This is a genomic window from Caulobacter sp. CCNWLW153, from assembly GCF_036889365.1.
Classification (GTDB): domain Bacteria; phylum Pseudomonadota; class Alphaproteobacteria; order Caulobacterales; family Caulobacteraceae; genus Caulobacter; species Caulobacter radicis.
In genome coordinates, this window is the sequence record NZ_JBAKFV010000003.1 from 200268 (window position 1) to 222784 (window position 22517).

At 69.4% G+C, this 22517-nt stretch carries 28 protein-coding genes; 20 read left to right on the forward strand and 8 right to left on the reverse strand.

The window, feature by feature from the left end:
* Positions 1 to 71 precede the first annotated feature (71 nt).
* A complete protein-coding gene (locus tag V6S85_RS06490) occupies positions 72 to 1514 on the reverse strand; it encodes a M20/M25/M40 family metallo-hydrolase (protein ID WP_442885646.1) in 1443 nt (480 codons plus the stop codon).
* Positions 1515 to 1661: 147 nt separating this feature from the next.
* Here V6S85_RS06490 and ruvC point away from each other — a divergent pair, with 147 nt between their 5' ends.
* The 3 genes from ruvC to ruvB all read left to right on the forward strand — a co-directional run bounded on the left by ruvC (position 1662) and on the right by ruvB (position 3986).
* Positions 1662 to 2177 (forward strand): crossover junction endodeoxyribonuclease RuvC, encoded by a 516-nt coding sequence (gene ruvC / locus V6S85_RS06495; protein ID WP_199229210.1) that lies wholly within the window; start codon positions 1662 to 1664, stop codon positions 2175 to 2177.
* Positions 2174 to 2794 (forward strand): Holliday junction branch migration protein RuvA, encoded by a 621-nt coding sequence (gene ruvA, locus V6S85_RS06500; RefSeq protein ID WP_334348433.1) that lies wholly within the window; start codon positions 2174 to 2176, stop codon positions 2792 to 2794. Before ruvC ends, ruvA begins: the two co-directional genes overlap by 4 nt.
* 151 nt (positions 2795 to 2945) lie before the next feature.
* Positions 2946 to 3986, forward strand: coding sequence for a Holliday junction branch migration DNA helicase RuvB (gene ruvB / locus V6S85_RS06505; RefSeq protein WP_334348434.1), 1041 nt, complete (start codon positions 2946 to 2948; stop codon positions 3984 to 3986).
* A 3-nt stretch (positions 3987 to 3989) separates the two neighbouring features.
* Here the strand turns inward: ruvB and V6S85_RS06510 are convergent, their stop codons facing one another.
* Complete coding sequence (locus V6S85_RS06510; protein ID WP_334348435.1) at positions 3990 to 4262, reverse strand: type II toxin-antitoxin system RelE/ParE family toxin; 273 nt, start codon at positions 4260 to 4262, stop codon at positions 3990 to 3992.
* Positions 4262 to 4438: a CopG family transcriptional regulator gene (locus V6S85_RS06515; RefSeq protein ID WP_116568143.1), complete on the reverse strand. Its 177-nt coding sequence runs from the start codon at positions 4436 to 4438 to the stop codon at positions 4262 to 4264. Before V6S85_RS06515 ends, V6S85_RS06510 begins: the two co-directional genes overlap by 1 nt.
* Before the next feature lie 53 nt (positions 4439 to 4491).
* Here V6S85_RS06515 and ybgC point away from each other — a divergent pair, with 53 nt between their 5' ends.
* The 12 genes from ybgC to folP all read left to right on the forward strand — a co-directional run bounded on the left by ybgC (position 4492) and on the right by folP (position 15946).
* Positions 4492 to 4935, forward strand: a complete 444-nt coding sequence (ybgC, locus tag V6S85_RS06520) for a tol-pal system-associated acyl-CoA thioesterase (protein ID WP_116568141.1) — start codon at positions 4492 to 4494, stop codon at positions 4933 to 4935.
* 146 nt (positions 4936 to 5081) lie between these two features.
* The gene (gene tolQ / locus V6S85_RS06525) at positions 5082 to 5780 is read left to right on the forward strand and encodes a protein TolQ (protein WP_109100871.1); all 699 of its coding nucleotides are present in this window, start codon (positions 5082 to 5084) and stop codon (positions 5778 to 5780) included.
* 4 nt (positions 5781 to 5784) lie between these two features.
* A complete protein-coding gene (locus tag V6S85_RS06530; protein WP_116490476.1) occupies positions 5785 to 6309 on the forward strand; it encodes an ExbD/TolR family protein in 525 nt (174 codons plus the stop codon).
* 16 nt (positions 6310 to 6325) lie between these two features.
* Positions 6326 to 7192, forward strand: a complete 867-nt coding sequence (locus V6S85_RS06535; RefSeq protein WP_334348436.1) for an energy transducer TonB — start codon at positions 6326 to 6328, stop codon at positions 7190 to 7192.
* A 46-nt stretch (positions 7193 to 7238) separates the two neighbouring features.
* Positions 7239 to 8576: a Tol-Pal system beta propeller repeat protein TolB gene (gene tolB / locus V6S85_RS06540; RefSeq protein ID WP_334348437.1), complete on the forward strand. Its 1338-nt coding sequence runs from the start codon at positions 7239 to 7241 to the stop codon at positions 8574 to 8576.
* A gap of 214 nt (positions 8577 to 8790) precedes the next feature.
* Positions 8791 to 9363, forward strand: a complete 573-nt coding sequence (gene pal, locus V6S85_RS06545) for a peptidoglycan-associated lipoprotein Pal (protein WP_116490478.1) — start codon at positions 8791 to 8793, stop codon at positions 9361 to 9363.
* 109 nt (positions 9364 to 9472) lie between these two features.
* Positions 9473 to 10327 (forward strand): tol-pal system protein YbgF, encoded by an 855-nt coding sequence (gene ybgF, locus V6S85_RS06550; protein WP_334348438.1) that lies wholly within the window; start codon positions 9473 to 9475, stop codon positions 10325 to 10327.
* Positions 10324 to 11535: a tRNA lysidine(34) synthetase TilS gene (tilS, locus tag V6S85_RS06555; RefSeq protein ID WP_334348559.1), complete on the forward strand. Its 1212-nt coding sequence runs from the start codon at positions 10324 to 10326 to the stop codon at positions 11533 to 11535. The genes ybgF and tilS overlap by 4 nt, the downstream gene beginning before the upstream one ends.
* A gap of 76 nt (positions 11536 to 11611) precedes the next feature.
* The gene (gene ftsH, locus V6S85_RS06560; RefSeq protein ID WP_116568135.1) at positions 11612 to 13492 is read left to right on the forward strand and encodes an ATP-dependent zinc metalloprotease FtsH; all 1881 of its coding nucleotides are present in this window, start codon (positions 11612 to 11614) and stop codon (positions 13490 to 13492) included.
* 80 nt (positions 13493 to 13572) lie between these two features.
* Positions 13573 to 14586 carry an alpha/beta fold hydrolase gene (locus V6S85_RS06565; RefSeq protein WP_334348439.1) on the forward strand — a complete coding sequence of 338 codons (1014 nt, stop codon included), beginning with the start codon at positions 13573 to 13575 and terminating at the stop codon, positions 14584 to 14586.
* A 35-nt stretch (positions 14587 to 14621) separates the two neighbouring features.
* Complete coding sequence (locus V6S85_RS06570; protein WP_116568131.1) at positions 14622 to 15101, forward strand: YbjN domain-containing protein; 480 nt, start codon at positions 14622 to 14624, stop codon at positions 15099 to 15101.
* Between the two features lie 32 nt (positions 15102 to 15133).
* On the forward strand, positions 15134 to 15946 hold the full coding sequence (gene folP / locus V6S85_RS06575) for a dihydropteroate synthase (RefSeq protein ID WP_334348440.1): 813 nt from the start codon (positions 15134 to 15136) through the stop codon (positions 15944 to 15946).
* A 19-nt stretch (positions 15947 to 15965) separates the two neighbouring features.
* On the opposite strand, the gene V6S85_RS06580 is transcribed toward folP, so the two are convergent.
* Entirely contained in the window at positions 15966 to 16496 is a 531-nt protein-coding gene (locus tag V6S85_RS06580) for a hypothetical protein (protein ID WP_334348441.1), read from the reverse strand.
* Complete coding sequence (locus V6S85_RS06585) at positions 16493 to 16939, reverse strand: hypothetical protein (RefSeq protein WP_334348442.1); 447 nt, start codon at positions 16937 to 16939, stop codon at positions 16493 to 16495. Before V6S85_RS06585 ends, V6S85_RS06580 begins: the two co-directional genes overlap by 4 nt.
* A gap of 84 nt (positions 16940 to 17023) precedes the next feature.
* Here V6S85_RS06585 and V6S85_RS06590 point away from each other — a divergent pair, with 84 nt between their 5' ends.
* Both V6S85_RS06590 and V6S85_RS06595 read left to right on the forward strand, forming a co-directional pair.
* Positions 17024 to 17338 carry a metalloregulator ArsR/SmtB family transcription factor gene (locus V6S85_RS06590; RefSeq protein ID WP_116568123.1) on the forward strand — a complete coding sequence of 105 codons (315 nt, stop codon included), beginning with the start codon at positions 17024 to 17026 and terminating at the stop codon, positions 17336 to 17338.
* A gap of 67 nt (positions 17339 to 17405) precedes the next feature.
* Positions 17406 to 17816 (forward strand): MliC family protein, encoded by a 411-nt coding sequence (locus V6S85_RS06595; RefSeq protein WP_116568121.1) that lies wholly within the window; start codon positions 17406 to 17408, stop codon positions 17814 to 17816.
* A 79-nt stretch (positions 17817 to 17895) separates the two neighbouring features.
* Here the strand turns inward: V6S85_RS06595 and V6S85_RS06600 are convergent, their stop codons facing one another.
* Both V6S85_RS06600 and V6S85_RS06605 read right to left on the reverse strand, forming a co-directional pair.
* Positions 17896 to 18639, reverse strand: coding sequence for a DNA polymerase III subunit epsilon (locus V6S85_RS06600; protein WP_334348443.1), 744 nt, complete (start codon positions 18637 to 18639; stop codon positions 17896 to 17898).
* Positions 18640 to 18694: 55 nt separating this feature from the next.
* Positions 18695 to 19594 (reverse strand): hypothetical protein, encoded by a 900-nt coding sequence (locus tag V6S85_RS06605; RefSeq protein WP_334348444.1) that lies wholly within the window; start codon positions 19592 to 19594, stop codon positions 18695 to 18697.
* A 69-nt stretch (positions 19595 to 19663) separates the two neighbouring features.
* Here V6S85_RS06605 and V6S85_RS06610 point away from each other — a divergent pair, with 69 nt between their 5' ends.
* Together V6S85_RS06610 and V6S85_RS06615 are read left to right on the forward strand one after the other, a co-directional pair.
* Positions 19664 to 19993 carry a DUF1491 family protein gene (locus V6S85_RS06610; RefSeq protein WP_116490487.1) on the forward strand — a complete coding sequence of 110 codons (330 nt, stop codon included), beginning with the start codon at positions 19664 to 19666 and terminating at the stop codon, positions 19991 to 19993.
* 132 nt (positions 19994 to 20125) lie between these two features.
* On the forward strand, positions 20126 to 20506 hold the full coding sequence (locus V6S85_RS06615; protein WP_116490488.1) for a hypothetical protein: 381 nt from the start codon (positions 20126 to 20128) through the stop codon (positions 20504 to 20506).
* Between the two features lie 16 nt (positions 20507 to 20522).
* On the opposite strand, the gene V6S85_RS06620 is transcribed toward V6S85_RS06615, so the two are convergent.
* Complete coding sequence (locus V6S85_RS06620) at positions 20523 to 20660, reverse strand: hypothetical protein (RefSeq protein WP_165256844.1); 138 nt, start codon at positions 20658 to 20660, stop codon at positions 20523 to 20525.
* A 245-nt stretch (positions 20661 to 20905) separates the two neighbouring features.
* Between V6S85_RS06620 and V6S85_RS06625 the strand changes: the two genes are divergently transcribed.
* Positions 20906 to 22516 carry a hypothetical protein gene (locus V6S85_RS06625; protein WP_334348445.1) on the forward strand — a complete coding sequence of 537 codons (1611 nt, stop codon included), beginning with the start codon at positions 20906 to 20908 and terminating at the stop codon, positions 22514 to 22516.
* Position 22517: the final 1 nt, after the last annotated feature.

Sequence of the window (22517 nt, forward strand, 5' to 3'; positions counted from 1 at the left end):
TCGAGCGTCGCGGGTCGCAGAAAAAGCCTGGGCCCCCGCTTTCGCGGGGGTTTTACGGGTGATGAAGCCGATCACCTCCCGCCCGCGTAGTCCTTGACCAGGGCGTACAGGAAATCCCGCCCGTCATAGAGCGACTTGACGCGCATGCGCTCGTTGAGGCCGTGCACGCCGTCCCCGTCCGCGTTGCCGAACAGGCCGCTGACGCCATAGGTCGGGATGCCGGCGGCGTTGGTGTGAACGCCGTCGGTGGCGCCGGTCAGCAGGATCGGCACGATCGGCACGCCGGGCCACTGCTTGGCGGCGTTCTTCTGGATCGGGCCCATGATCGCCGGCGTCAGGGCGGGCGGCGGCGAGACCGGCTTGGCCTCGTGGGCCAGGGCGACGGTCACGGCCGGATCGGCGACCAGTTCGGTCAGCTTGGCCTTCACCTCCTCGACCGGCGTGCCCGGCAGGATGCGACAGTTGATGTTGGCGGTCGCGCGCTGGGGCAGGGCGTTGGGCGCGTGGCCGGCGTTGACCATGGTGGCCACGCAGGTGGTGCGCAGGATCGAGTTCCAGCCGGCGTCCCTGGTCAGCACCTTCAGGGCCTCGGGATCTTCGACATTGGCGACCAGGGCCTTCATGGCCGCGGCCTGCTCGGCCGGCACGCGGGCCTGCATCTGGGTGAAGTAGCCGCGCGTGGCGTCGATGAAGCGGGTGGGGAACTGGTAGGCGCCGATGCGGCCGACGGCGGCGGTCAGGTGGTAGATGGCGTTGTCGGCCACGGGGCGGCTGGAATGGCCGCCGGGGTTCGTCGCCGTCAGGGTGAAGTCCTGATAGACCTTCTCGCCGGCCTGGACCTCAAGCACGATCTCCTTGCCGGTCTCGTCCAGCAGGCCGTCGGCGCCTTCATTGAGCGCGAACTCGGCGTCGACGAGGGGACGGTGGTTCTTCACCAGGTCCTCGATGCCGTTGTAGCCCTCGCTCTCCTCGCCGCAGGTCAGCGCCATCTTGATGTCGCGCTTGGGCTTGAAGCCGCTCTGCTTGAGGCGGACCAGGGTGTCGGCCCAGATGGCCGCCTGGGCCTTGTCGTCCGACGTGCCACGTCCGTAGAAGTAGCCGTTCTCCTCGACCAGCTTGAACGGGTCGCGCGTCCAGTCCTCGCGCTTGGCCTCGACCACGTCGATGTGGGCCAGCAGCAGCATGGGCTTGGACTTGGCGTCGCTTCCCCGCAGCACGGCGACCAGGCTGCCTTCGCGCGGATACTTCGGATCGACCACGACCTTGACGTCGCCTTCCGGATAGCCGGCGGCCTTCAGGCGCGCGCCCATGGCCTCGGCGGCGGCGGTGCAGCTGCCCTTCGACAGGGTGGTGTCGATCTCGACCAGCTCCTTGTAGAGCGCCCGGAAGGCCGTCTGGTCGGCGCGCGGCGTGACCTGCGGGCCGGGCGTTGGCTGGGCGTTGGCCAGAACCGGAACCAGCAGGGGAAGGGCGGCGAGGGCCGCGGTGGTGGCGAAAAGGGCCTTCAGGCGCATGGTCCGACCTTCAAGTGTCGCAAAACGTGGCCGGAACAGGAGCGGGCTTCGCCTCGCTGCGCAAGCCACATGCTTGAAAACCAAGGCCTGGCGTTAACCCGTGCTTAAGCATGACGCGGCTTTTCCTGGCGACAGGAAAGGGCGAGACTGCGAGAACACATGATGAACGCGAATCGTCCCCTGCGCATCCTCGGTCTCGATCCGGGCCTCCGCCGCACCGGCTGGGGCGTGATCGGCGTGGCCGGCTCGCGCATCACCCACATCGCCCACGGCGTCATCGCGCCCGACGAGAAGGCCGCCTTCTCCGATCGCCTGCTGACCCTGTTCGAAGGCGTCTGCGCGGTGATCGAGCAGCACGCGCCGGACGAGGCCGCGGTGGAAGAGACCTTCGTCAACACCAACGCCCAGTCGACGCTGAAGCTGGGCCACGCCCGCGCCGCCTCGATGATCGCCCCGGCCCGCGCCGGCCTGATCGTGGCCGAATATTCCGCGCCCGTGGTCAAGAAGGCGGTGGTGGGCACCGGCGCGGCCGACAAGGCCCAGGTCGCCTTCATGATCGCCCGCCTGCTGCCGACCGCCGGCTCGCCCACGGCCGACGCCGCCGACGCGCTTGCGGTGGCGATCGCTCACGCCCATGCCCGCACGGCGAGGAGAGTCGCATGATCGGACGCCTGCGCGGGGCCGTCGCCGAGGTCGGCGAGGAAGAGGCCCTGATCGACGTCATGGGCGTCGGCTACATCGTCCGCTGCGGCCAGCGCACGCTCCAGCGTCTGCCAGCCCTGGGCGAGGAGACCCTGGTCCACATCGAAAGCCAGTGGAGCGAGAGCCAGGGCCTGCGCCTGTACGGCTTCTCCACCCGCGACGATCGCCGCGCCTTCGTGCTGCTGCAGGCGATCCAGGGCGTGGGGCCCAAGGCCGCCATGGCCGTGCTCGACGTGCTGTCGCCGGCCGAACTGGCCTCGGCGGTGGCGCGCGAGGACAAGGCCGCCGTCGGCCGCGCCAATGGCGTGGGCCCCAAGCTCGCCCTGCGCATCGTCACCGAGCTGAAGGGCAAGCCGATCACCGACGGGCCGGTGCTGACGGCCGCGCCGTCGGCCGCCGCCACGCCTTCGGTCCCCGCCAAGCCCGCCGCCACCGGCGACGCCGTGGCCGCCCTGATGGGTCTGGGCGTGGCCGAGGTGAACGCCCGCCGCGTCGTCGAGGCCGCCGCGGCGAAGCTGGGGGACGAGGCCAGCGTGCAGGCTCTGATCAAGGCCGGTCTGCAGGAGCTGGGGCGATGAGGGCGTCTCAAAGCCCTTCCCCCTTGATGGGGGAAGGGTTGGGATGGGGGTGGTTCGGCGTTGGCCGTTTGCGCCATCGCCAGCCGAACCGTCCTAGTCACCCCCATCCCCGGCCCTTCCCCCATCAAGGGGGAAGGGGGAAGGTCCAGCCATGACCCGCATCATCTCCGGCGAGGCCCAGATGGGCGACCAGGTCCCGTCCACCGACCGCGCCCTGCGGCCCCAGACCCTGGCCGAGTTCGTCGGCCAGGAGCAGGCCAAGGCCAACCTGCGGATCTTCATCGAGGCGGCCAAGGGGCGGGGCGAGTCGCTCGACCACGTGCTGTTGTTCGGCCCGCCGGGCCTGGGCAAGACCACCCTGGCCCAGATCGTCGCCCGCGAGCTGGGCGTGAACTTCCGCGCCACTTCCGGCCCGGTGCTGAACAAGCCCGGCGATCTCGCGGCCATCCTGACCAATCTCGAGCCCAACGACGTCCTGTTCATCGACGAGATCCACCGGCTGTCGTCGAACGTCGAGGAGATCCTCTATCCGGCGATGGAGGACCACGTGCTCGACCTGGTGATCGGGGAGGGGCCATCGGCCCGCTCGATCCGCATCGACCTGGCCCCCTTCACCCTGGTCGCGGCGACCACGCGGGCGGGGATGCTGGCGACGCCGCTGCGGGATCGTTTCGGCATTCCGGTGCGGCTGGAGTTCTACACCCCGCGCGAACTGCGCCACGTGCTGCTGCACGGCGCGCGCAAGATGGGCGCGCCGCTGTCGGACGACGGCGCCGACGAGATCGCCAAGCGCGCCCGGGGCACGCCCCGCGTCGCCGGCCGCCTGCTGCGCCGGGTGCGCGACTTCGCCACCGCCGACGGGGCCGAGATCATCGACCGCAAGGCCGCCGCCATGGCGCTGGCGCGTCTCGAGGTCGACGAGAGCGGCCTCGACAGCCTCGATCGCCGCTACCTGCGGGCCATGATCGAGCACTACGGCGGCGGTCCGGTGGGCGTGGAGACCATCGCCTACGCCATCGCCGAGGCCCGCGATGCGGTCGAGGACGTGATCGAGCCCTACCTGATGCAGCAGGGCTTCATCCAGCGCACGCCGCGCGGCCGCATGGCCTGCGGCAAGGCCTACCTGCACCTGGGCCTGACCCCGCCCGCCGCCCCGCCTGGCATACAGGGCGGGCTGTTCGGGGATGAATAGGGCCTAGTCGGGCTGGCGCATCCCATGTCGGATACGCAGGATGATCACGGCATTCTCGGTGATCCGATAGCGGATCAGGTAGGGCGCAATCACCGCCAGTTCCCGCAATCCCTTCGGGATAGGTCGACCGCGTTCGGGATTTGCGTCGAGACTGTTCGCAGCTGCGTGGAGCCGCTGGGCGAGCCGTGCCGCCGCCGAGGCGTTGAAGGACGCCACATAGGTGAAGATGCTGTCGAGATTGTCGACGGCTTCAGCCGTCCAGACGACACGCGACATCAGTCGCCGGGCTTGGGTTTGGGCGTTGGCGCGCCGTCGGCCCAGGACGTCAGCCAGCGGCTGACGGCCTCGTGGCTGATCAACCGACCGGCGGCGACGTCGGCCTCTGCCCGCGCATCGGCGGCGGCTTCGACCTCGTCATCGATCTCATCGAACAGGGACGGCTCGATTTTCATTTCGCCAGCCTATCACTACAACGGTCGTGGCCCAACTGCGTCGGAACCGCCTCATGATCGAACCCACCGCCGGCGTCTTCGTCGATCGCGAGCATCAGCTGCCCGTGCGCATCTATTACGAGGACACCGACTTCTCGGGGATCGTCTATCACGCCAACTACCTGCGCTATTTCGAGCGGGGACGCAGCGACTTCTTCCGGATGATCGGGGTGTCGCACACCGAACTGGCGGCCATCGACACGGCCTTCGCCATCACCCGCATGGAAATCGACTTCAAGCGCGCTGCAAGGGTCGACGACGCCCTGGTGGTGCACACCGTGTGGAACCGCATCAAGGGCGTGCGCCTCTTGGCCCGCCAGTGGATCACGCGCGGCGAGGAACTGGTCTGCGCGGCCAATGTCGAGGCCGTCTGCATCAGCCTGGATGGCCGTCCGCGCAAGCCGTCGGCCGAGATGACCGCCAAGGTGACCCCTTGGCTGGCGCCTGAAGAGGGCTGATCGCCCGTCGCACAGTGGAAAATCGCCGGTCCGTGAAAAATGGGCCCGTTGCAACCAATGTCATAGTTTCAACATTGCGCCGCTTCATGCAGTAAGGCGCAGAGTCGATACCTTTAGACTGACGCCCGAACGGAACAGGACCCCGCATGGACGCCGCCGCCAGCCCCGAAAGCTTCTCCTTCATCACGCTGTTCCTGAACGCCGACTGGGTGGTCAAGCTGGTGATGATCGGTCTGATCCTCGCCTCGCTGGGCTCCTGGGCGGTCATTCTCGACAAGCTGTTCCGCTTTTCCGCGCTGAACCGCGCCGCTGATCGCTTCGAGGAGCAGGTCGGCTCGGGCCGCTCGCTCGAGGACGTCGCCGGCGAGGCCGGCTCGAACCCGCGCCACGCCCTGCCGCGCATGCTGCAGGCGGCGCTGAAGGAATGGCGCGAGGCCAAGGCGAAAGGCGTGCAGAGCGAGGGCCAGGTGGCCCTGCTGTCCCAGCGCATCGACCGCGTGCTCGACACCCAGATCGCCCGCGAGAGCGCCAAGGCCGAAGAGGGCCTGGGCAGCCTGGCGATCGTCGCCACCGCTTCGCCGTTCATCGGCCTGTTCGGCACCGTCTGGGGCATCATGCACGCCTTCCAGAGCATCGCCGCGGCCAAGAACACCTCGCTGACCGTCGTGGCCCCGGCCATCGCCGAGGCCCTGTTCGCCACCGCCGTCGGCCTGATCGCCGCCATCCCGGCCTACATCGCCTACAACAAGTTCTCGACCGATGCGTCCAAGTACGCCGGTCGCCTGGAGAACTTCGCCGACGACCTGTCGACCGCCATCCAGCGTCGCCTCAGCGAGCGGGTCTGATCCCATGGCGATGTCCGCAAACGACGCCTTCGCCACCTCGGGCGGCGGTCGCGGCCGCCGTCGCCGCCGGCGCGGCAAGGGGGCCCTGTCCGAGATCAACGTCACCCCGCTGGTCGACGTCATGCTGGTGCTGTTGATCATCTTCATGATCAGCGCCCCGCTGCTGACCTCGGGCGTGGAACTGGAACTGCCCAAGACCGAGGCCGGCGCGCTGAAGAACGAGCAGGAGCCGATCACCGTGTCGGTCCGCCACGACGGCGCGGTGTTCATCGGCGAGGACCAGGCGCCGTTCACCGAGTTCGCCTCGATCGTCTCGGCCAAGGCCGGCGACGCGGCGGACAAGCCGATCTACGTGCGCGCCGACGGCAAGGCCCCCTACGAGGTGGTCGCCCAGGTCATGGCCGCCCTGTCGAAGGCCGGCTTCACCAAGATCAACCTGCTGACCGACACCGGCGGCCCGTCGTCGGGCGCCGCCCCGCAGGACGCCCAGCCGGTCGGCGGCGGCGGCGACCTGCGTCCGGCCCAGTAGGGAATAGCCAAGCCTGATGCGGGAAGAACGCAACAAGCTGTCTCCGGCCCTTCTGGGCTCGGTCGCCCTCCACGCCGCGGTGGTGGCGGCGGTGATGATCGGCTGGCCGTGGAAGACGTCCAAGAAGATCGTCATCGGCGAGAGCGTGCCGGTGACCATCGTCACCGAGGGGCCGACCAACGTGCGTCCGGCCATCGAGGATCCCGTCGAGCAGCCGGCCGAGACCATCGAGCCGGTTCCCGAGGCCACGCCCGAGCCGCCGGCGCCGACGCCCGCGCCGCAGCCCCAGCCGGCGCCGCCCAAGCCGCAGCCCGCGCCGACGCCGAAGCCTCAACCGACGCCGCCGCCCAAGCCGGCGCCGAGCCCGACGCCCAAGCCGCAGCAGCCGCAGCCCAAGCCGACCCCGAAGCCGACCCCGGCCAAGCCCGAGCCCGACTTCTTCTCGTCGCTGGAAAAGACGCTGTCGAAGACCGCGAAGCCGGCCGGCAAGCCCGCTTCGTCGGCGCCCAAGGGTCAGACGAACCGTCCCGAGACCGCCACCCAGGCCCGTCCTGGCGCGGGCCAGATGACGGCCATGCAAGCGGCGGCGATCAGCGGCATGAAGGACGAGATCCAGCGGCGCTGGAACCCCAACTGCGAGGTCGTGGGCGGCGGTTCGATGCAGATCAAGCTCAGCTTCAAGCTGGCGAGCAACGGCCGCGTCTCCGGCCAGGTCACCGCCGGCGGGGCCGAGAACTCGAGCGACGCGATCGTCAAGACCGAGGCCGAGCGCGCGATCCGCGCCGTCTTCCAGTCGGCGCCGTTCGAAGGCCTGCCGCCCGACTACTACAACACTCAGCTCAATCTGAACTTCAAGGCGCGCGACGCCTGCGCCGCGCGTTAGGCGTTCCAAGGACGCCGCAAAGAGAAGAATGGAAGGAAGCCCGACGATGATCGCCAAGAGCGCCCGCGCCAAGCGGACCCTCGCCACGCCGCTCCTCGCCGTGACCCTCGCCCTGGCGGGCGGCGCGTTCGCGGCGGCCCTGCCGGGCGTGGCCGCGGCCCAGATCGAGATCGACATCGACAAGGGCGCGGTCAAGCCGATGCCCGTGGCGATCCCGGCCTTCGCCGGCGCCCAGCGCGGCGCCGACATCGCCCAGGTCATCAGCGGCAATCTCGAGCGCTCGGGCCTGTTCCAGCCGCTGAACGTGGCCGGCGTGCCCGACAAGCTGACCGACGTGAACATCCAGCCGCGCTTCCCCGACTGGCAGGGCACCGGCGCCCAGGCGCTGATCAACGGCCAGGTGACGGTCGGCGCCGACGGCTCGCTGCGCGTCGACTTCCGCCTGTGGGACACCTTCAGCCAGCAGCAGCTGCTGGGCCTGCAGTTCACCTCGACGGCCGAGAACTGGCGCCGGGTGGCCCACAAGATCAGCGACGCGGTCTATGAGCGCCTGACCGGCGAGAAGGGCTATTTCGACACCCGCGTGGCCTTCGTCGCCGAGAGCGGCCCCAAGCTCAATCGCGTCAAGCGCCTGGGCATCATGGACCAGGACGGCGCCAACCCGCAGTTCATCACCGACGGCTCGTCGATCGTGATGACCCCGCGCTTCTCGGCCACCAGCCAGGAGCTGACCTACATGGCCCTGCGGCCGACGGGGTCGAGCATCTATCTGCTGAACCTGCAGACCAACCGCCAGGAAACGGTCGGCCGCTTCCCCGGCATGGTGTTCGCTCCGCGCTTCTCGCCCGACGGCAAGAAGGTGGCCTTCTCGGTCGAGAAGGGCGGCAACAGCGACATCTACGTGCTCGACCTGCGTACCCGCCAGTCGACCCGCATCACCACCGACCCGGCCATCGACACCTCGCCGTCGTTCTCGCCGGACGGCAGCAAGATCGTCTTCAACTCCGACCGCGGCGGCCAGGCCCAGCTCTACGTCATGAACGCCGACGGCTCGGGCGTGCGCCGCATCTCGTATGGCGGCGGCCGCTACACGACGCCTGTGTGGAGCCCGCGCGGCGACTACATCGCCTTCACCAAGCAGACCGGCGGCCAGTTCCACATCGGCGTCATGCGCACCGACGGCGGCGACGAACGCCTGCTGACCACCAGCTATCTCGACGAGGGCCCGACCTGGGCCCCCAACGGGCGGGTGCTGATGTTCTTCCGCGAGAGCTCGGCGGGCAATCCGCGTCTCTGGACCGTCGACATCACTGGTCGAATCCTGCGCCCCGCCGCCTATCCGGGCGCGGCGTCCGATCCGGCCTGGTCGCCGCTGCTGGACTGATTTCCGGGCGTGGGAAGCTGCGGAACAAGAAGGTTTCGCAACTTTCCACAGGCTCGGCGCGTTGGAGCGTGGCTGTTCATCCGCCGTTCACCCGACAGGTGAAACGAGGTGGAGCAGCGTCCAACTGACGCCATTGTGAGGTCCAGGGAACGTTTTTGCGGGGCGGAGCAAGAGCAGCGCCGGTAAGAGTTTTGAACCCAGGCCGTACCTAGACTTGAGGAGATACTGGATGAGCTTCGACATCAAGAGCGCCGCCCGACTGGCGCTGATCGGTCTGGCCGTCGCTTCGGTGGCCGCCTGTACGCGCCCGAAGCCCGCTGGCCCGGTCGAAACCCCGCCGGCTCCGCAGCAACCGGCCGAACCGACCCGCCCCTACACCCCGCCGCCGACCCCGGACGCCCAGCCGACCGGCCCGCTGCCGGGCACGGTGCAGGACTTCGTCGTCAACGTCGGCGACCGCGTCTACTTCGACACCGACGAGTATTCGGTCCGCGCCGACGCCCAGCCGGTGCTGGCCGGCCAGGCCCAGTGGCTGGCCCGCTACTCGGCCGTCCGCGTCCGCATCGAAGGCAACGCCGACGAACGCGGCACCCGCGAATACAACCTGGCCCTGGGCGCCCGTCGCGCCAACGCCGTCCGCGAGTTCCTGATCGGTCAAGGCGTCGCCGCCTCGCGCATCGAGACGATCTCGTTCGGCAAGGAGCGTCCGCTGGATCCGGGCACCACCGAAGACGCGTGGGCCAAGAACCGTAACGCCCGCACCGCCATCACCGAGGGCGCGCGCTAAGGCTCACAGCCTGATCTGAACGAAGGCCCTCCTCCTAGCGGAGGGGGGCCTTTTTTCTGGCCGCGTTTCTGGCCGCACTTTTGTCCGCAACCGGGGCATAATCGTCGACATGAAGCTGAAAACCGCGCTCCTCGCCTCCGTTCTGCCGGTCGCCTTGGCCCTCGCCGCCGTCGCGCCGGCCCTGGCCCAGACGCCGATGCCCGATCCGCTGGACGACCGTTCGGCCAAGCGCATCGAGAAGATGGAGAAGGTCGTGCGCGAGCTGCGGGCGATCGTCTTCCAGGGGCGCGACACGGGCAAGCCCGTCGTCGTCCAGACCGCCGAGACCGACGCCCAGATCGCCGCCCTCAACGAGCGGATCTCCGACCTGGAGCAGACCATCCAGAAGATGAACGGCCAGAACGAGGTCCTGACCCACGACATCGACCAGGCCCGTCGCGGCGGTGAAGCCCAGAAGGCCCGCGCCGACCAGCTGGAGCAGCGCCTGGCCGCCCTCGAGGGCAAGATCACGACGCTGGAGACGGCGGCCGCCAACGCCGCCGCCGCGCAGGTCGCCGGGCCGCCGGCCGCCGCCGCCGATCCGGCCACGGCCTTCAAGCAGGCCCGCCAACTGCTGCTGGACGGCGACTACGCCGGCGCCGAGAACGCCTTCGGCGGTTTCGTCGACGCCTATCCCGACGACGCCAAGGCGCCCGAGGCCCGCTACTGGCTGGGCGAGACCCAGTTCGTCCGCGAGGCCTATGGCGACGCCGCCGGCTCCTATCTGGGCGCGGTGCGCGGCTGGCCGCAGACCAGCTGGGCGCCCAACGCGGTGCTGAAGCTGTCGCGGTCGCTGGTGGCGCTGAAAAAGCCCGCCGACGCCTGCCGCACGCTGGACGAACTGGCCAAGCGTTACCCGAAGGCGCCGGCCGACGTGGTCAGCAAGGCCAAGAGCACGCGCACCCAGGCCAAGTGCGCGGCCTGACCGAAGGCTTTCGCGCCGTCCTGAAACGGCGACTGCGGCCAGGGGCGACCACGCCCCTGGCCGTCGGCTTTTCCGGCGGCGGCGACAGCCTGGCCCTGCTGCGCCTGACCCTGGACTGGGCCGCGTCCCGCGGGCGGCCGGTCCTGGCCCTGAGCGTCGACCACGGCCTCAACCCCGCCAGCGCCGGCTGGACCGCCGACGCCCTGGCCAAGGCCCGGGCGCTTGGCGCTGAAGCCCGCTCGCTGCACTGGATCGGCGACAAGCCGCAGGCGGGCGTGCAGGCCGCCGCCCGCGCCGCCCGCCACGCCCTGCTGGCCAATGCGGCCCGAGAGGCCGGCGCCCATGTTCTGCTGCTGGGCCACACCGCCGACGATCGCCTGGAGGCCGCGCGGATGCGGGCCGAGGGCTCGACCACCTCCGATCCCCGGGAATGGGCCCCGTCGCCGGCCTGGCCGGAAGGGCGCGGCGTCTTCGTCCTGCGACCGCTGCTGGAGGCTCGGCGCCAGGCCCTGCGCGACTGGCTTTCCGAACGGGGCGAGACCTGGCTGGAGGATCCGGCCAACGCCGACGCGCGCTTCGCCCGCGCCCGCGCTCGCGCCGCCTTGGCCGGGGAGGACCCGATCATCCCGCCGCTTTCACCGGATCCGACCCCACCCGCGGCGATCGAGGGTGAGCACGCCCTGCGCCTGCCGCGCGAGGCCTCCGCCGCCCAGGTCGCCGCCGCCTGCCTGTGCGCGGCCGGCACCGCCACGCCGCCGCGCGGCGAGCGCCTGGAGCGCCTGGTCGCGCGGCTCCGGTCGGGCGAAACCTTCGTCGCCACCCTGGCCGGGGCCCGGATCGTGGCCGACGAGGCCGGCGCGCTGTTCGCACGCGAGGCGGGGGAGGGCGGCCGCAGCGGCCTTTCGCCGCTGGTCCTGGCCGCCGGCGAGACCGGCGTCTGGGACGGCCGGTACGAAATCACGACGCATGCCGGACCGACCGCCATCTGCCCGCTAGGCGGTCTGGCGAGCCGTCTGCCGGCGGACGAAAGCCAGGCCCTGAAAGGGTTTCCCGCCGCCGTCCGGCCGGTGCTTCCGGCCGTCGTCGACGCCGCCGGAAGGGTTTCTAGCCCGATCCTTGCAGGGGCCGGGACAATCGGCGCGCGCGTGCTGATCCGGGAAAGGTTCGAGGCCGCAACCGGCCTGATCGATCAAGAACCCGCTACATGACATCGCGCGCGTGGCGAAAAGCCGTCCGCCGTCCTATCTTGGGTCGACGAGCGCTATCTTTGGGAAGACGACGCGTATGAATCTGAGGAATGTCGCCATCTGGCTTGGGGTCGTTTTCGTCCTCATCATGGCCTACAGCGTCTTGCAGCGCGGCGGTCCGACCGGGCGCGCCGGCGAGGTCAGCTATTCGCAGCTGCTCAAGAACATCGACGCCGGGCAGGTGAAGTCCGCCGAGATCAATGGGCAGCAGGTCAAGATCGCCTCGCCCGACGGCAAGACGACCTACACCGTCAACGCCCCGCCCAACAGCGAAGACCTGATCAAGCGCCTGGAGGCGCGCAACGCCGAGATCAAGATCCAGGACGGCGGCCGCTTCAGCCTGGTCAACCTGTTCCTGAACATGCTGCCGATCCTGCTGCTGATCGGCGTGTGGATCTTCTTCATGCGCCAGATGCAGGGCGGCACGAAGGGCGCGATGGGCTTCGGCAAGTCCAAGGCCCGCCTGCTGACCGAGAACAAGAACCGCGTGCTGTTCGACGACGTCGCCGGCGTGGACGAGGCCAAGGAAGAGCTGCAGGAAGTCGTCGACTTCCTGAAGGACCCGGCCAAGTTCCAGCGCCTGGGCGGCAAGATTCCGAAGGGCGCCCTGCTGGTCGGCCCTCCCGGCACCGGTAAGACCCTGATCGCCCGCGCCGTGGCGGGCGAGGCGGGCGTGCCGTTCTTCACCATCTCGGGTTCTGACTTCGTCGAGATGTTCGTCGGCGTCGGCGCCAGCCGCGTGCGCGACATGTTCGAGCAGGCCAAGAAGAACGCGCCCTGCATCATCTTCATCGACGAAATCGACGCCGTTGGTCGCCACCGCGGCGCCGGCCTGGGCGGCGGCAACGACGAGCGCGAGCAGACCCTCAACCAACTTCTGGTCGAGATGGATGGCTTCGAGGCCAACGAAGGCATCATCCTGATCGCCGCCACCAACCGTCCCGACGTTCTGGACCCCGCCCTGCTGCGTCCGGGCCGCTTCGACCGTCAGGTCGTGGTTCCCAACCCCGACGTCGCGGGCCGCGAGAAGATCCTGCGCGTGCACATGAAGAACGTGCCGCTGGCCGCCGACGTCGAGGTCAAGACCCTGGCTCGCGGCACCCCCGGCTTCTCAGGCGCGGACCTGGCCAACCTCGTCAACGAGGCGGCCCTGACCGCCGCGCGCAAGAACCGTCGCATGGTCACCATGCACGACTTCGAGTACGCCAAGGACAAGGTCATGATGGGCGCCGAGCGCCGCTCTATGGCCATGAGCGAGGACGAGAAGAAGCTGACGGCCTATCACGAGGGCGGCCACGCCCTGGTGGCCCTGAACGTCCCGGTCGCCGACCCGGTCCACAAGGCCACCATCGTGCCGCGCGGCCGCGCGCTCGGCATGGTCATGCAACTGCCGGAAGGCGACCGCTACTCGATGAGCTACGACATGATGACCTCGCGTCTGGCCATCATGATGGCCGGCCGCGTGGCGGAAGAGCTGATCTTCGGCAAGGAGAAGATCACCTCGGGCGCGTCGAGCGACATCAGCGCGGCCACCAACCTGGCCCGCAACATGGTCACCCGCTGGGGCTTCTCCGACGACCTGGGCACCGTGGCCTACGGCGACAACCAGGAAGAGGTGTTCCTGGGTCACTCCGTGGCGCGCACCCAGAACGTCTCGCCCGACACCATGGTCAAGATCGACGCCGAGGTCCGTCGCCTGGTGAAGGGCGGCGAGGACGACGCCCGCCGGATCCTGACCGAGAAGCTGGAAGACCTGCACTCGGTGGCGAAAGCCCTGCTGGAGTTCGAGACCCTCAGCGGCGAGGAGATCATCGGCGTGACCAAGGGCGTCGCCCCCAAGCGCGACGAGCCGGAAGAAAAGAAGCCGACCGGCCCGGTCGCCTCGGTTCCGGTCTCGCCCTCGGGCGTCACGGCCTAAAGGTCGATCACCTACTCGAATAATGCGAAAGCCGGATCCGTTCTCGGGTCCGGCTTTTGTTTTGCGCGTTAGGAGGCCTCATGAAGACCGCTCTCGTCGCCGCCGTTCTGGCGCTGTCGCTTCCGATCGTCGCGCCTGACCCCGTTCGGGCGGCCGAGCCCGCCGCCGTCGGTATCGCGCTGGAGAACTACGCCTATCCGTATCCCGTGGCCTTCCTGCCGCTGGAGCACGGCGGCCACGCGGTGCGCATGGCCTATATGGACGTGCCCCCGACCGGCCCCGCCAACGGCCGCACCGTGCTGCTGCTGCACGGCCGCAATTTCCCCGCCGGCTACTGGGCGCCGACGATCGCGGCGCTGAGCGCCGCCGGCTATCGGGTCGTGGCGCCCGACCAGATCCAGTTCGGCAAGTCGTCCAAGCTCGACGACGTTCCCGTCCGCTTCGACCGTATGGTGCAGGACACCGCCGCCCTGCTGGACCACCTGAAGATCGGCAAGGTCGAGGTCATCGCCCACTCGATGGGCAACCATGTGGGCGTGCGCTGGGCCCTGGCCCATCCGGACCGCACCGGGCGCCTGGTGATGTACGGCCCCGTCGGGCTGGAGGACTACCGCCTCTATACGCCGTCCACGCCGCTGGAGAAGCTCGTGGCCGACGACGAGGCCAAGGGGCCGGAGGCCTATCTGAACGAGCTGATGACCAGCTATGGCCTGACCCTGCCGCGCGAGGCCATGGCGCCGTATGTCGAGCTGCGCGAGGGCCTCAAGCGCTCGGGCGAGTGGCCGCGCTACGCCCGCAGCTTCGCCGCCAGCGCCGTCGCCATCCGCGACCAGCCCTATCTGCATGACCTGCCCAAGGTGTCGGTCCCGGTGCTGATCCTGGCCGGGGAGCGTGATGGCACCGCGCCGGGCAAGGGCTACGCCAGGCCCGAGGACAAGCCGCGCTTTGGCCATGTCCTGGCTCGCGCCCAGGCCCTGGCGCCGACGATGAAGAACGCCCGGGTCGAGGCCTTCGACGCCGGCCACCTGCTGCACCTGGAGCGCACCGAGCGGTTCAACGCCGTCGTCCTGGCCTTCCTCGGCGAAGGCCGGTAGAGCTTCCCTTCGAAGTTGAACGAAAGGGAAGATCGATGAAGACGTCGATTCCGGGCCTCCTGGCCGCCGCCGTGATGCTGTCGCCAGCCGTCGCTCTGGCTGCGCCCAAGCCGATCCATGCCGACGGCATGACCGGCCCCGAGGTGGTCAAGTGGCTGCAGGACGCCGGCTACAAGGCCGAGCTGCTGACCGACAAGACCGGCGACCCGCAGGTCAAGAGCGCCGCCAATGGGGTCAACTTCGACATCTACTTCTACGACTGCACGGCCAAGCCGCGCTGCAAGGCGATCCAGTTCTCGGCCGGTTTCGATCTGAAGACGCCGCTCTCGGCCGGCAAGATCAACGAGTGGAACCGCGATAACCGCTACCTGAAGGCCTATATCGACGACGACGGCGACCCCTACGTCCAGTACGACGTCAACCTGAACGCCGGCCGCACCACCGACGTCCTGGATGACGACTTCGGCGTCTGGACCTCGATGATCGACGACTTCACCAAGTTCATCGGCTGGTGACGGCCGGGGATCACGGGGGTAAACCCGCCCCCATGATGCATGCCGTTCCAAGCGTCATGGGCGTGGTCAACGTCACGCCCGACAGCTTCTCGGACGGCGGCCGGTTCTTCGATCCCGCCGCCGCCCTGTCCCACGCCCGCCGGCTGATCGACGACGGCGCGACCATTCTCGACATCGGCGGCGAGAGCACTCGCCCGGGCTCCGATCCGGTCTCCGAGGCCGACGAGATCGCTCGGGTCGTCCCGCTGATCCGCGCCATCCGCGCCGAGAGCGACGTCACCATCTCGATCGACACCATGAAGCCGGGCGTGGCCCGCGCCGCCGTCGCGGCCGGGGCCGACATCTGGAACGACGTCGCGGCCCTGCGCTTCGCGCCCGACGCCCCCGAGGTCGCCGCCGAGCTGGGCTGCGAGGTCATCCTCATGCACATGCGCGGCGAGCCGGGCACCATGCAGGACGAGCCGCGCTACGACGACGTCGTGGCCGAGGTCGAGGCCTTCCTGCTGGCCCGGGCGCTGACCGCCATGGCCGCCGGGGTCGAGCGCGAGAAGATCTGGCTCGATCCCGGCATCGGCTTTGGCAAGACGCTGGAGCACAACCTGGCCCTGCTAGCTGCTTTGCCGCGCTTCAACGCCCTGGGTTACCGCGTGCTGCTGGGGGCCAGCCGCAAGCGCTTCATCGCCGCCATCGATCCGCGCGCCCAGGACGCCCGCGACCGCCTGGGCGGCTCGCTGGCCGTCCACCTGCACGGCGCGGCCTGTGGCGTGGAGGCCGTGCGCGTCCACGACGTGCGCGAGATGAGCCAGGCGCTTGCCGTGTGGAAGGCGATCGGGGCGGGGGGGTGATCCTTGGTGTTCACCGCCCCTAGTTGGCGGCCCTGGACGGGATGATCCGATAGGCGCGGTCCCCGACCTCGAGGCGTTCGGGCGGCGGGATCACGCCCTCCATGACGGGAAGGGTCTTGGCCTCGGGCCAGCGAACGCGAATTTCGGCCAGCAATCCCTCGCGCAGGCGGGTCGAGCGCTCGGCCGGTTCGCCGCGGGCGAAAGTCAGCCAGGCGCGACCGGGATGAAACAGGTCGCTGACACCGATCTCCTGCATGTCGTCGTTCGAACCGCGCCAGACGCCGACAAAGATCGTGCCCCGATCCTCCGGTGCAATGGCTTCGGTGTGGGGCAGGAAGTCGACCCATGCTCTGGTCGCATCATCGACATGTATGCCGTCCTGCCCGTCGGCGGCCGCATGACGGTGGAGCATGGCCACGAGGTCGTCGTGGTCCTGCCGGCTCTTCAGCGGGACTTCGATCGCGGCGACCGTTCGAGGCCTGGCGGGCTGCTCGACGGGGACGCAGGCCGAAGTGAACAACAGGGCGGCGACTGTGAGGATGCGCCTCATCGCGCGCCTTCATAGGCGGCGCGCGCCACGAGCCTGCCCACCACGGCGCCGATGGCCGCCATGCCGGCGGCGATGAGCCAGGGCAAGGACGAGGAACGCCCATCGACCCCTGTCACGTACAGCGACAGAGCGGCCACGGCGGCGAAGGTCAGCGTCGCGCCGAGAGCGGTTCCGGCCAGAGGCGAACGGACCTCGAGAAAGTGCAACACCGCCCAGAACGGTCCGCCGACGGCGAGAAGCCCCACCATCCAGATCACGAGGCTGCACGGTGCGATCATCAGTCCGAAACCCAAGGCCAGGCCGATGGCGGAGAACTGGCCCTCGGCCAGGATTGGGATGGCGCCGATCAAGGCCACGGCCGCGCTGGTGAGCATCGCGCCTACCAGGCCGCCAACGAACAGGGCGCTGATGATCCGGCCGGGATGAGTTTCGAAACGCCGCATGACGGGCCCCTTTGTTGATAAGTTATTCCTTAAATACCTCATCGCTAATTTGCAAGCGGTTAGCGAACAGCTTAAATACGGCCCATGCAACGCGTGTTCGAAGCCCTGTCGTCGACGGTCCGGCGCAAGATCCTGGCCTATCTGGCCCATGCCGACCTGACGGCGGGCGAGATCGCCTCGCGTTTCGAGATCTCCAAGCCGGCGGTATCGCAGCACCTGTCGATCCTGGAGGCGGCGGGCCTGGTCAGCAGCGACAAGCGCGGCCAGTTCGTGCACTACAGCCTGGTGCGCGACAGCCTGGTCAATACGCTGACCGAGTTCGTGCAGGAGGTCTGCCCGGTCTCCCGGCCGCTGAAGGTCGAGAGCGCGCGCCTGAAGACCGAGCGCGACGGGGAATGATCGGCAACGACGTCGGCCAGCCGACGTTATAGGCTCTTCGAACCTTTGCTTTTCGGGGAGCTCGCCAATGATCCGTCCGTTGTTCGTCGCCGGCCTGGCCGTCCTGGCCCTGGCCGCCTGCGAGAAGAAGACCGAGGCGCCCAAGCCCGCGCCGACGCCTGACAACCTGGCCCAGAGCCCGGCGCCGCCCGCAGCGCCCGCCGCCGCCGAGCCCAAGCAGATCGTCTATGCCTGCGCCGACGGCAGCGTGCTGAAGGCGACCTATCCCGACGACAAGACCGCCGTCGTCGAATACGGCGACAAGACCCGCACCCTGACCGTGGCCATGTCGGCCAGCGGCGCGCGCTATGTGGGCGAGGGCCTGCAATGGTGGACCAAGGGCATGACCGAAGGGATGGTCGCGCCGCTCAAGGACGGCGAAGACGTCGCCAGCGCCAAGCCGGTCGAGTGCATGGCCCCGTCCGACGCGGGGAAGTAGGGGGCGGTTTGCTCTCTCTCCCTTCCCCCATCAAGGGGGAGGGAAGTGGGAAAGGCTCTTCGCCTCGGCTGGGCCCACCCTAGAGCAACGTCCGCTGCGCCGGTTCCGCCGCCTGCGCCGGCGCCACATCCCCCCGTCGCCGCAATTCGGTCTCGGCGCTGAAGCGCACGTCGGGATCGCGGTCCTGCGCCAGGAGGCGCAGCGCCTCGTCGCCGACCAGGGGCCAGGCCTTGCCGCGCTCGGGGCCCTTGGGCGCGCGGGGCAGCAGGCCCGGCTCGGCGCTCCAGGCCAGCAGCTGCTCCAGCGAGGCCTCGCCAAGCATGTCGCGCAGGTGGTGGGCGGTGACATAGGCGTCGGGCAGGGCGCGGTGCGCCGGCAGGCCCAGCGCGTGGACCAGGCCCTGCGGCATCCGCTGGTAGCGAAGCATCTGGTTGGAGAAGCTGGTCAGCTGCGGCCACAGGCGCAGGGCGCATTTCCACGTGCAGATCCAGGCCGCCCCGCCGGCCAGGGTCGGCGTGCAGTAGCGCTGCTCGAACGAGGCCCGATGCGCCGCCAGCGCCGCGACGCCGCCTTCCGGTTTCAACACGCCGGGCGCGGCGTCCTTCCAGAACGGCGCGCCGGTCACCTCGGCGTCGAGGATGTGGTGAACGGCCATGGTTTCCGGCGAGATCGGGCGCCCGGGATTGACCAGCAGGGCGCCGCGGTCGTCGTCGACGCGCCAGAGGCCGCCGGGGTCCTGGACGACGTCCTGCCAGCCGATCTCACAGACGTCCTGCGGTCCATTGCCGGCGGTCTCGAGGTCGATGACGCGGATGCGTGTCATCGATTGAATATGGGCCTGGGCCGCCGAGGCGCCAAACGGCCCGGCGCCAAATCTGTCAGCTGACTCGCAGGAAGGCCCGGCCGGCGGCGAAGTCGCCGACCTCGACATAGGCCCGGCGCACGGTCTCGCGGCCGTCGCGGCCCTGGAAGACGAACTCCACCGTCATGGCCTCGCGCGGGTCGAGGCGGGCGATCGCGTCGCCGGCCTCGCGGGGGAAGCGGAAGCCCATGCCGGTCTTGGCGCCGGTCGGCAGCAGGGTGGGGGCGGGGGCCGCGTCGCGGGTCTCGGCCCCGAACACCCGGCTGGCGGCGCGCGGGGCGGCGTTGTCGGCCAGCCCCCCGCCGTTGCGGGCCTTCAGATAGGGCCCTTGGGTGCGGGCCGGATCGCGCATGACCAGCCGTGCGGCGTAGGGGCGCGCCCCATCGGCGAAGTTCGCCACGGCCAGCAGTTCGGTGTTGCGGCCGGCCAGGCCGAACAGCAGCCGGTCGCCGCCGAAGCTCGCCGTCTGCGACAGCCGCCAGAACGGAATGGTCGCGGAGCTGGCGCGGTCGGCCTGCCAGCTGGCTCGGTCGCCTGGATAGTTCATCCGCTGCAGCAGGGCGTAGCCCTCGAAGGCCTTGCGCACGCGGCCCGCGGCGGTGGTCAGGTCCTTGGAGCCGCAGGGCACGGTGGCGGCCTTGGCGTGGGCGCGCTGCTGCACGCCGTCGAGCTGCTCGACGCTGGCGCCGGCGCGAAGGGCCGCGCCCCGGGCCTGGGCCCGGCCGGCGTCGAGGGCGCCCGATAAGGAGGGGGTGAACAGGCCGCAGCGCGCGCCGGCGGCGCTCATCAGGCTGCGTTCGTAGAAAACGTCGGAGGGGGTGGCCGTCGCCGTCTGGGCCGCGCCGAACACGGCTGTGGCGACGAGCGTCGCCGCCAGGCGCCGCTTTCGCGGGGCGGAGGTCTTCAGGGTGGCCATTTTCTCGTATTCTGCGAGAGAGGATGTTCGAGCGGACCTTAGCCGCTCCTGGTTGCGGTTCGGTTAGCGATGCTTCTTTCGACGGATCTTTGGGTGGGCGCGCTGATCCGCCGCGCCGAGCTGGGCGGGGCCTTCGCCATGGTCGTGCGCAAGGGCGACGCCCGGGCGGGCGCGGTGCTGGTCAAGGTGGTCGACCGCAGGGCCGGAACCGTGCGGCTCTATAGCGAGGCCACGCGCGGCGACGGCGAGCGGGTGTGGATGCAGCCCACCAAGTCGGACTTCGAGCCGGATCTCGACGCCTATGCCGAGCGCGCCGCCCGCATCGATCCCGACGTCTGGGTGGTCGAGATCGAGGATCGCGAGGGGCGCCATTTCCTGACCGAGGCGGTCGAGGGCTGAAGGCGCGGCGAGGCGACAGGCCGCACGGCGTTATTGCAACGATCCACAGCATTAACCCTGCCGCTAAACCAGACCGAAAGTAGAGCGCGGCAGGATGTCGCAGGTCTCTGAAGCAGCCCCCGTCATCCGCCCATGCTCTTTTTGATGAACGACGTCGTGCTCAGCCTGGACGCCGCCGAACTGTCGCCGCCGATGACGCGCGACCGTTTCGCGGCCCTGTCGCTGAACTTCGTCGCCGAGCTGGGCAAGGAGCTCTATGCCGAGGAGCCGCTGCTGCACCACAAGCAGTTGGAGAAAGCCAAGCGCCTGGCGGCCCTGATCATCGCCAAGGCGCCTGAGATCAACGCGGCGCTGTTCGTCGCGCCGGCGCGCGGCTGCCTGATCGAGCAGGTGCAGGTGCGCTACGCCCAGATCGGCCTGGAGGTCATGGGCGCGCTGCATCAGCGTCAGAAGGCCGGCCAACTGACCAATCTCGAGGCCGATCGCCAAGTCTGGCGTCGGCTGGCGGCCTGACGTCGCCGGCGGCCCGCTACATCAGCAGGCCGGCCACGATGTTCAGGACGAGGGCTATCACCACCAATCCGGCCAGCACCGTGCCCAGGCAGAGCGCGCTCTGCCCCAGGGGGCGACGACGGATGTGATCGCGAGGGTCTTCGGCCAGGGCCATGTCGTTTCCTCCGTCGCCCCGACGGCTCTCGGGGGCCGAACGTCGGCGACAAGGGAAGCATGACTCCAATTCCCCAAGTTGAATAGGGTCTTTTCGAACGCCTGTTCGTCGGACGCCGGAGCAATTTGCCGCGCCGTCGTTCCTCAAAGAGCTGGAAGCCAAGGCGGCCGCCAGAAGCTTGGCCTTGCCCCGCACGGCGATGTACGGCAAGGCTCAACGTTAAATTGCGTAAGGGGGCGAGCGTGGTGTCGCGGGCTTTTGGGGTCGGTCTGGTCATGGCGGCGGCCTTGGGGGTCTGGGCCCCGGCCTGGGGGCAGGGCGCGGGCGCGCCGCCCGTGCCGCCCGTCGTACAGGCCGACGCGACCGGCCGCTGGATCCGTGGCGAGAGCGAGCACTTCATCGTCTATTCCGACCGCAGCGAGGCCCTGGTCCGCCGCTACGTGACGATGCTCGAGGACTTCGACGCCATCCTGCGGCGGCTGCACGGCAAGACCGACGCCGAGACCCCGCGCAAGCTGCCGCTCTATCTGCTGTCCAGTTCGCGCGAGCTGCGCCGTGTGATCCCGAACGCCGACGAGCGCCTGCAGGGCCTCTACATGACGAGCATCGAGGACATCTTCGTCCTGGCCATCCGCGACGACAGCAACCAGTACGATCGCAACAACGGCGACGACACGGTGCTGCATGAGTACACGCACCACTTCATGATGCAGTACTTTCCCGACGCCTATCCGGGTTGGATGGTCGAGGGGCTGGCCGAGTACTACAAGACCATCGACCTGCAGATGAAGCGGGCGCGGATCGGCGACTTCAGCCGCGGGCGGGCCCGTTCGCTGCTGGACGACAAGTGGCTGCCGATGTCGGACATCCTGTCCAAGCGCGCCACCCAGTTCGACCGCGACGACGCCCTCACCTTCTACGCCCAGTCCTGGCTCCTGACCCACTACATCTGGACCGACCGCGAGCGCCGCGGGAAGTTGCAGGACTATCTGGAGCTGGTGCGCGACCATCAGGATCCGATGGCCAGCTGGACCAAGCTCTACGGCCAGGACTCGGCGGCCCTGGAGAAGGCGCTGCGCGGCTACATGAAGTCGCTGCCGGTGCTCGACATCCCGCGCGAGCCGCCCAAGCCGCAGATCGCCTTCACGCGCCTGCCGGCCGGCGCCGACGACCTGATCCTGGAAATCCAGCGCCTGAAGAGCGGCGTGGCCAAGGCCGAGGCGCCGGCCCTGCTGGCCAGGTTCCAGGAGACCGCGGCCAAGCGGCCGGGCGAGTTCTACAGCCGGCTGGCCCTGGCCCGGGCCGAAATCGATCTAGGCGACCGCGCCAAGGGCGAAGCGATCCTCAAGACCTTGCTGGACGAACGTCCCGACGACCTGGAAGCCCTGCAGGTCATGGCCTACAGCCGGCTGGAGACCGCCCGGCGAATGGCTCGCACCCCGGCCGACCGCGACAAGGCCAAGGCCGTCTATGCCGATGCCGCGACCTATCTCGGCCGCGCCCACAAGATCGACGACGACAACTACCTGACGCTCTACGGCTATGCCGAGACCAAGTCGATGGACCGCGAGCCGTCGCAGAACACCCTCAACGTCGTCTTCCGGGCGGCGACGATCGCGCCGCAGAACCCGGCCATTCGCACCAACGCCGCCCGCCTGTTCATCCGCGCCAAGCAGTACGAACTGGCGCGCGAGCTGCTGGAGCCGGTGGCCGGCAATCCGCACGGCGGGCCTCAGGCCAGGCGCGCGGCGCAGCTGCTGTCGACGCTCGAGGGCAAGGTCGACGGCGAGGCGCTGAAGCCCTCCACGGCCGCCGCGGCCTCGGGGGAAGGTGACAAGGACGCGCCGGGCGGGTAGT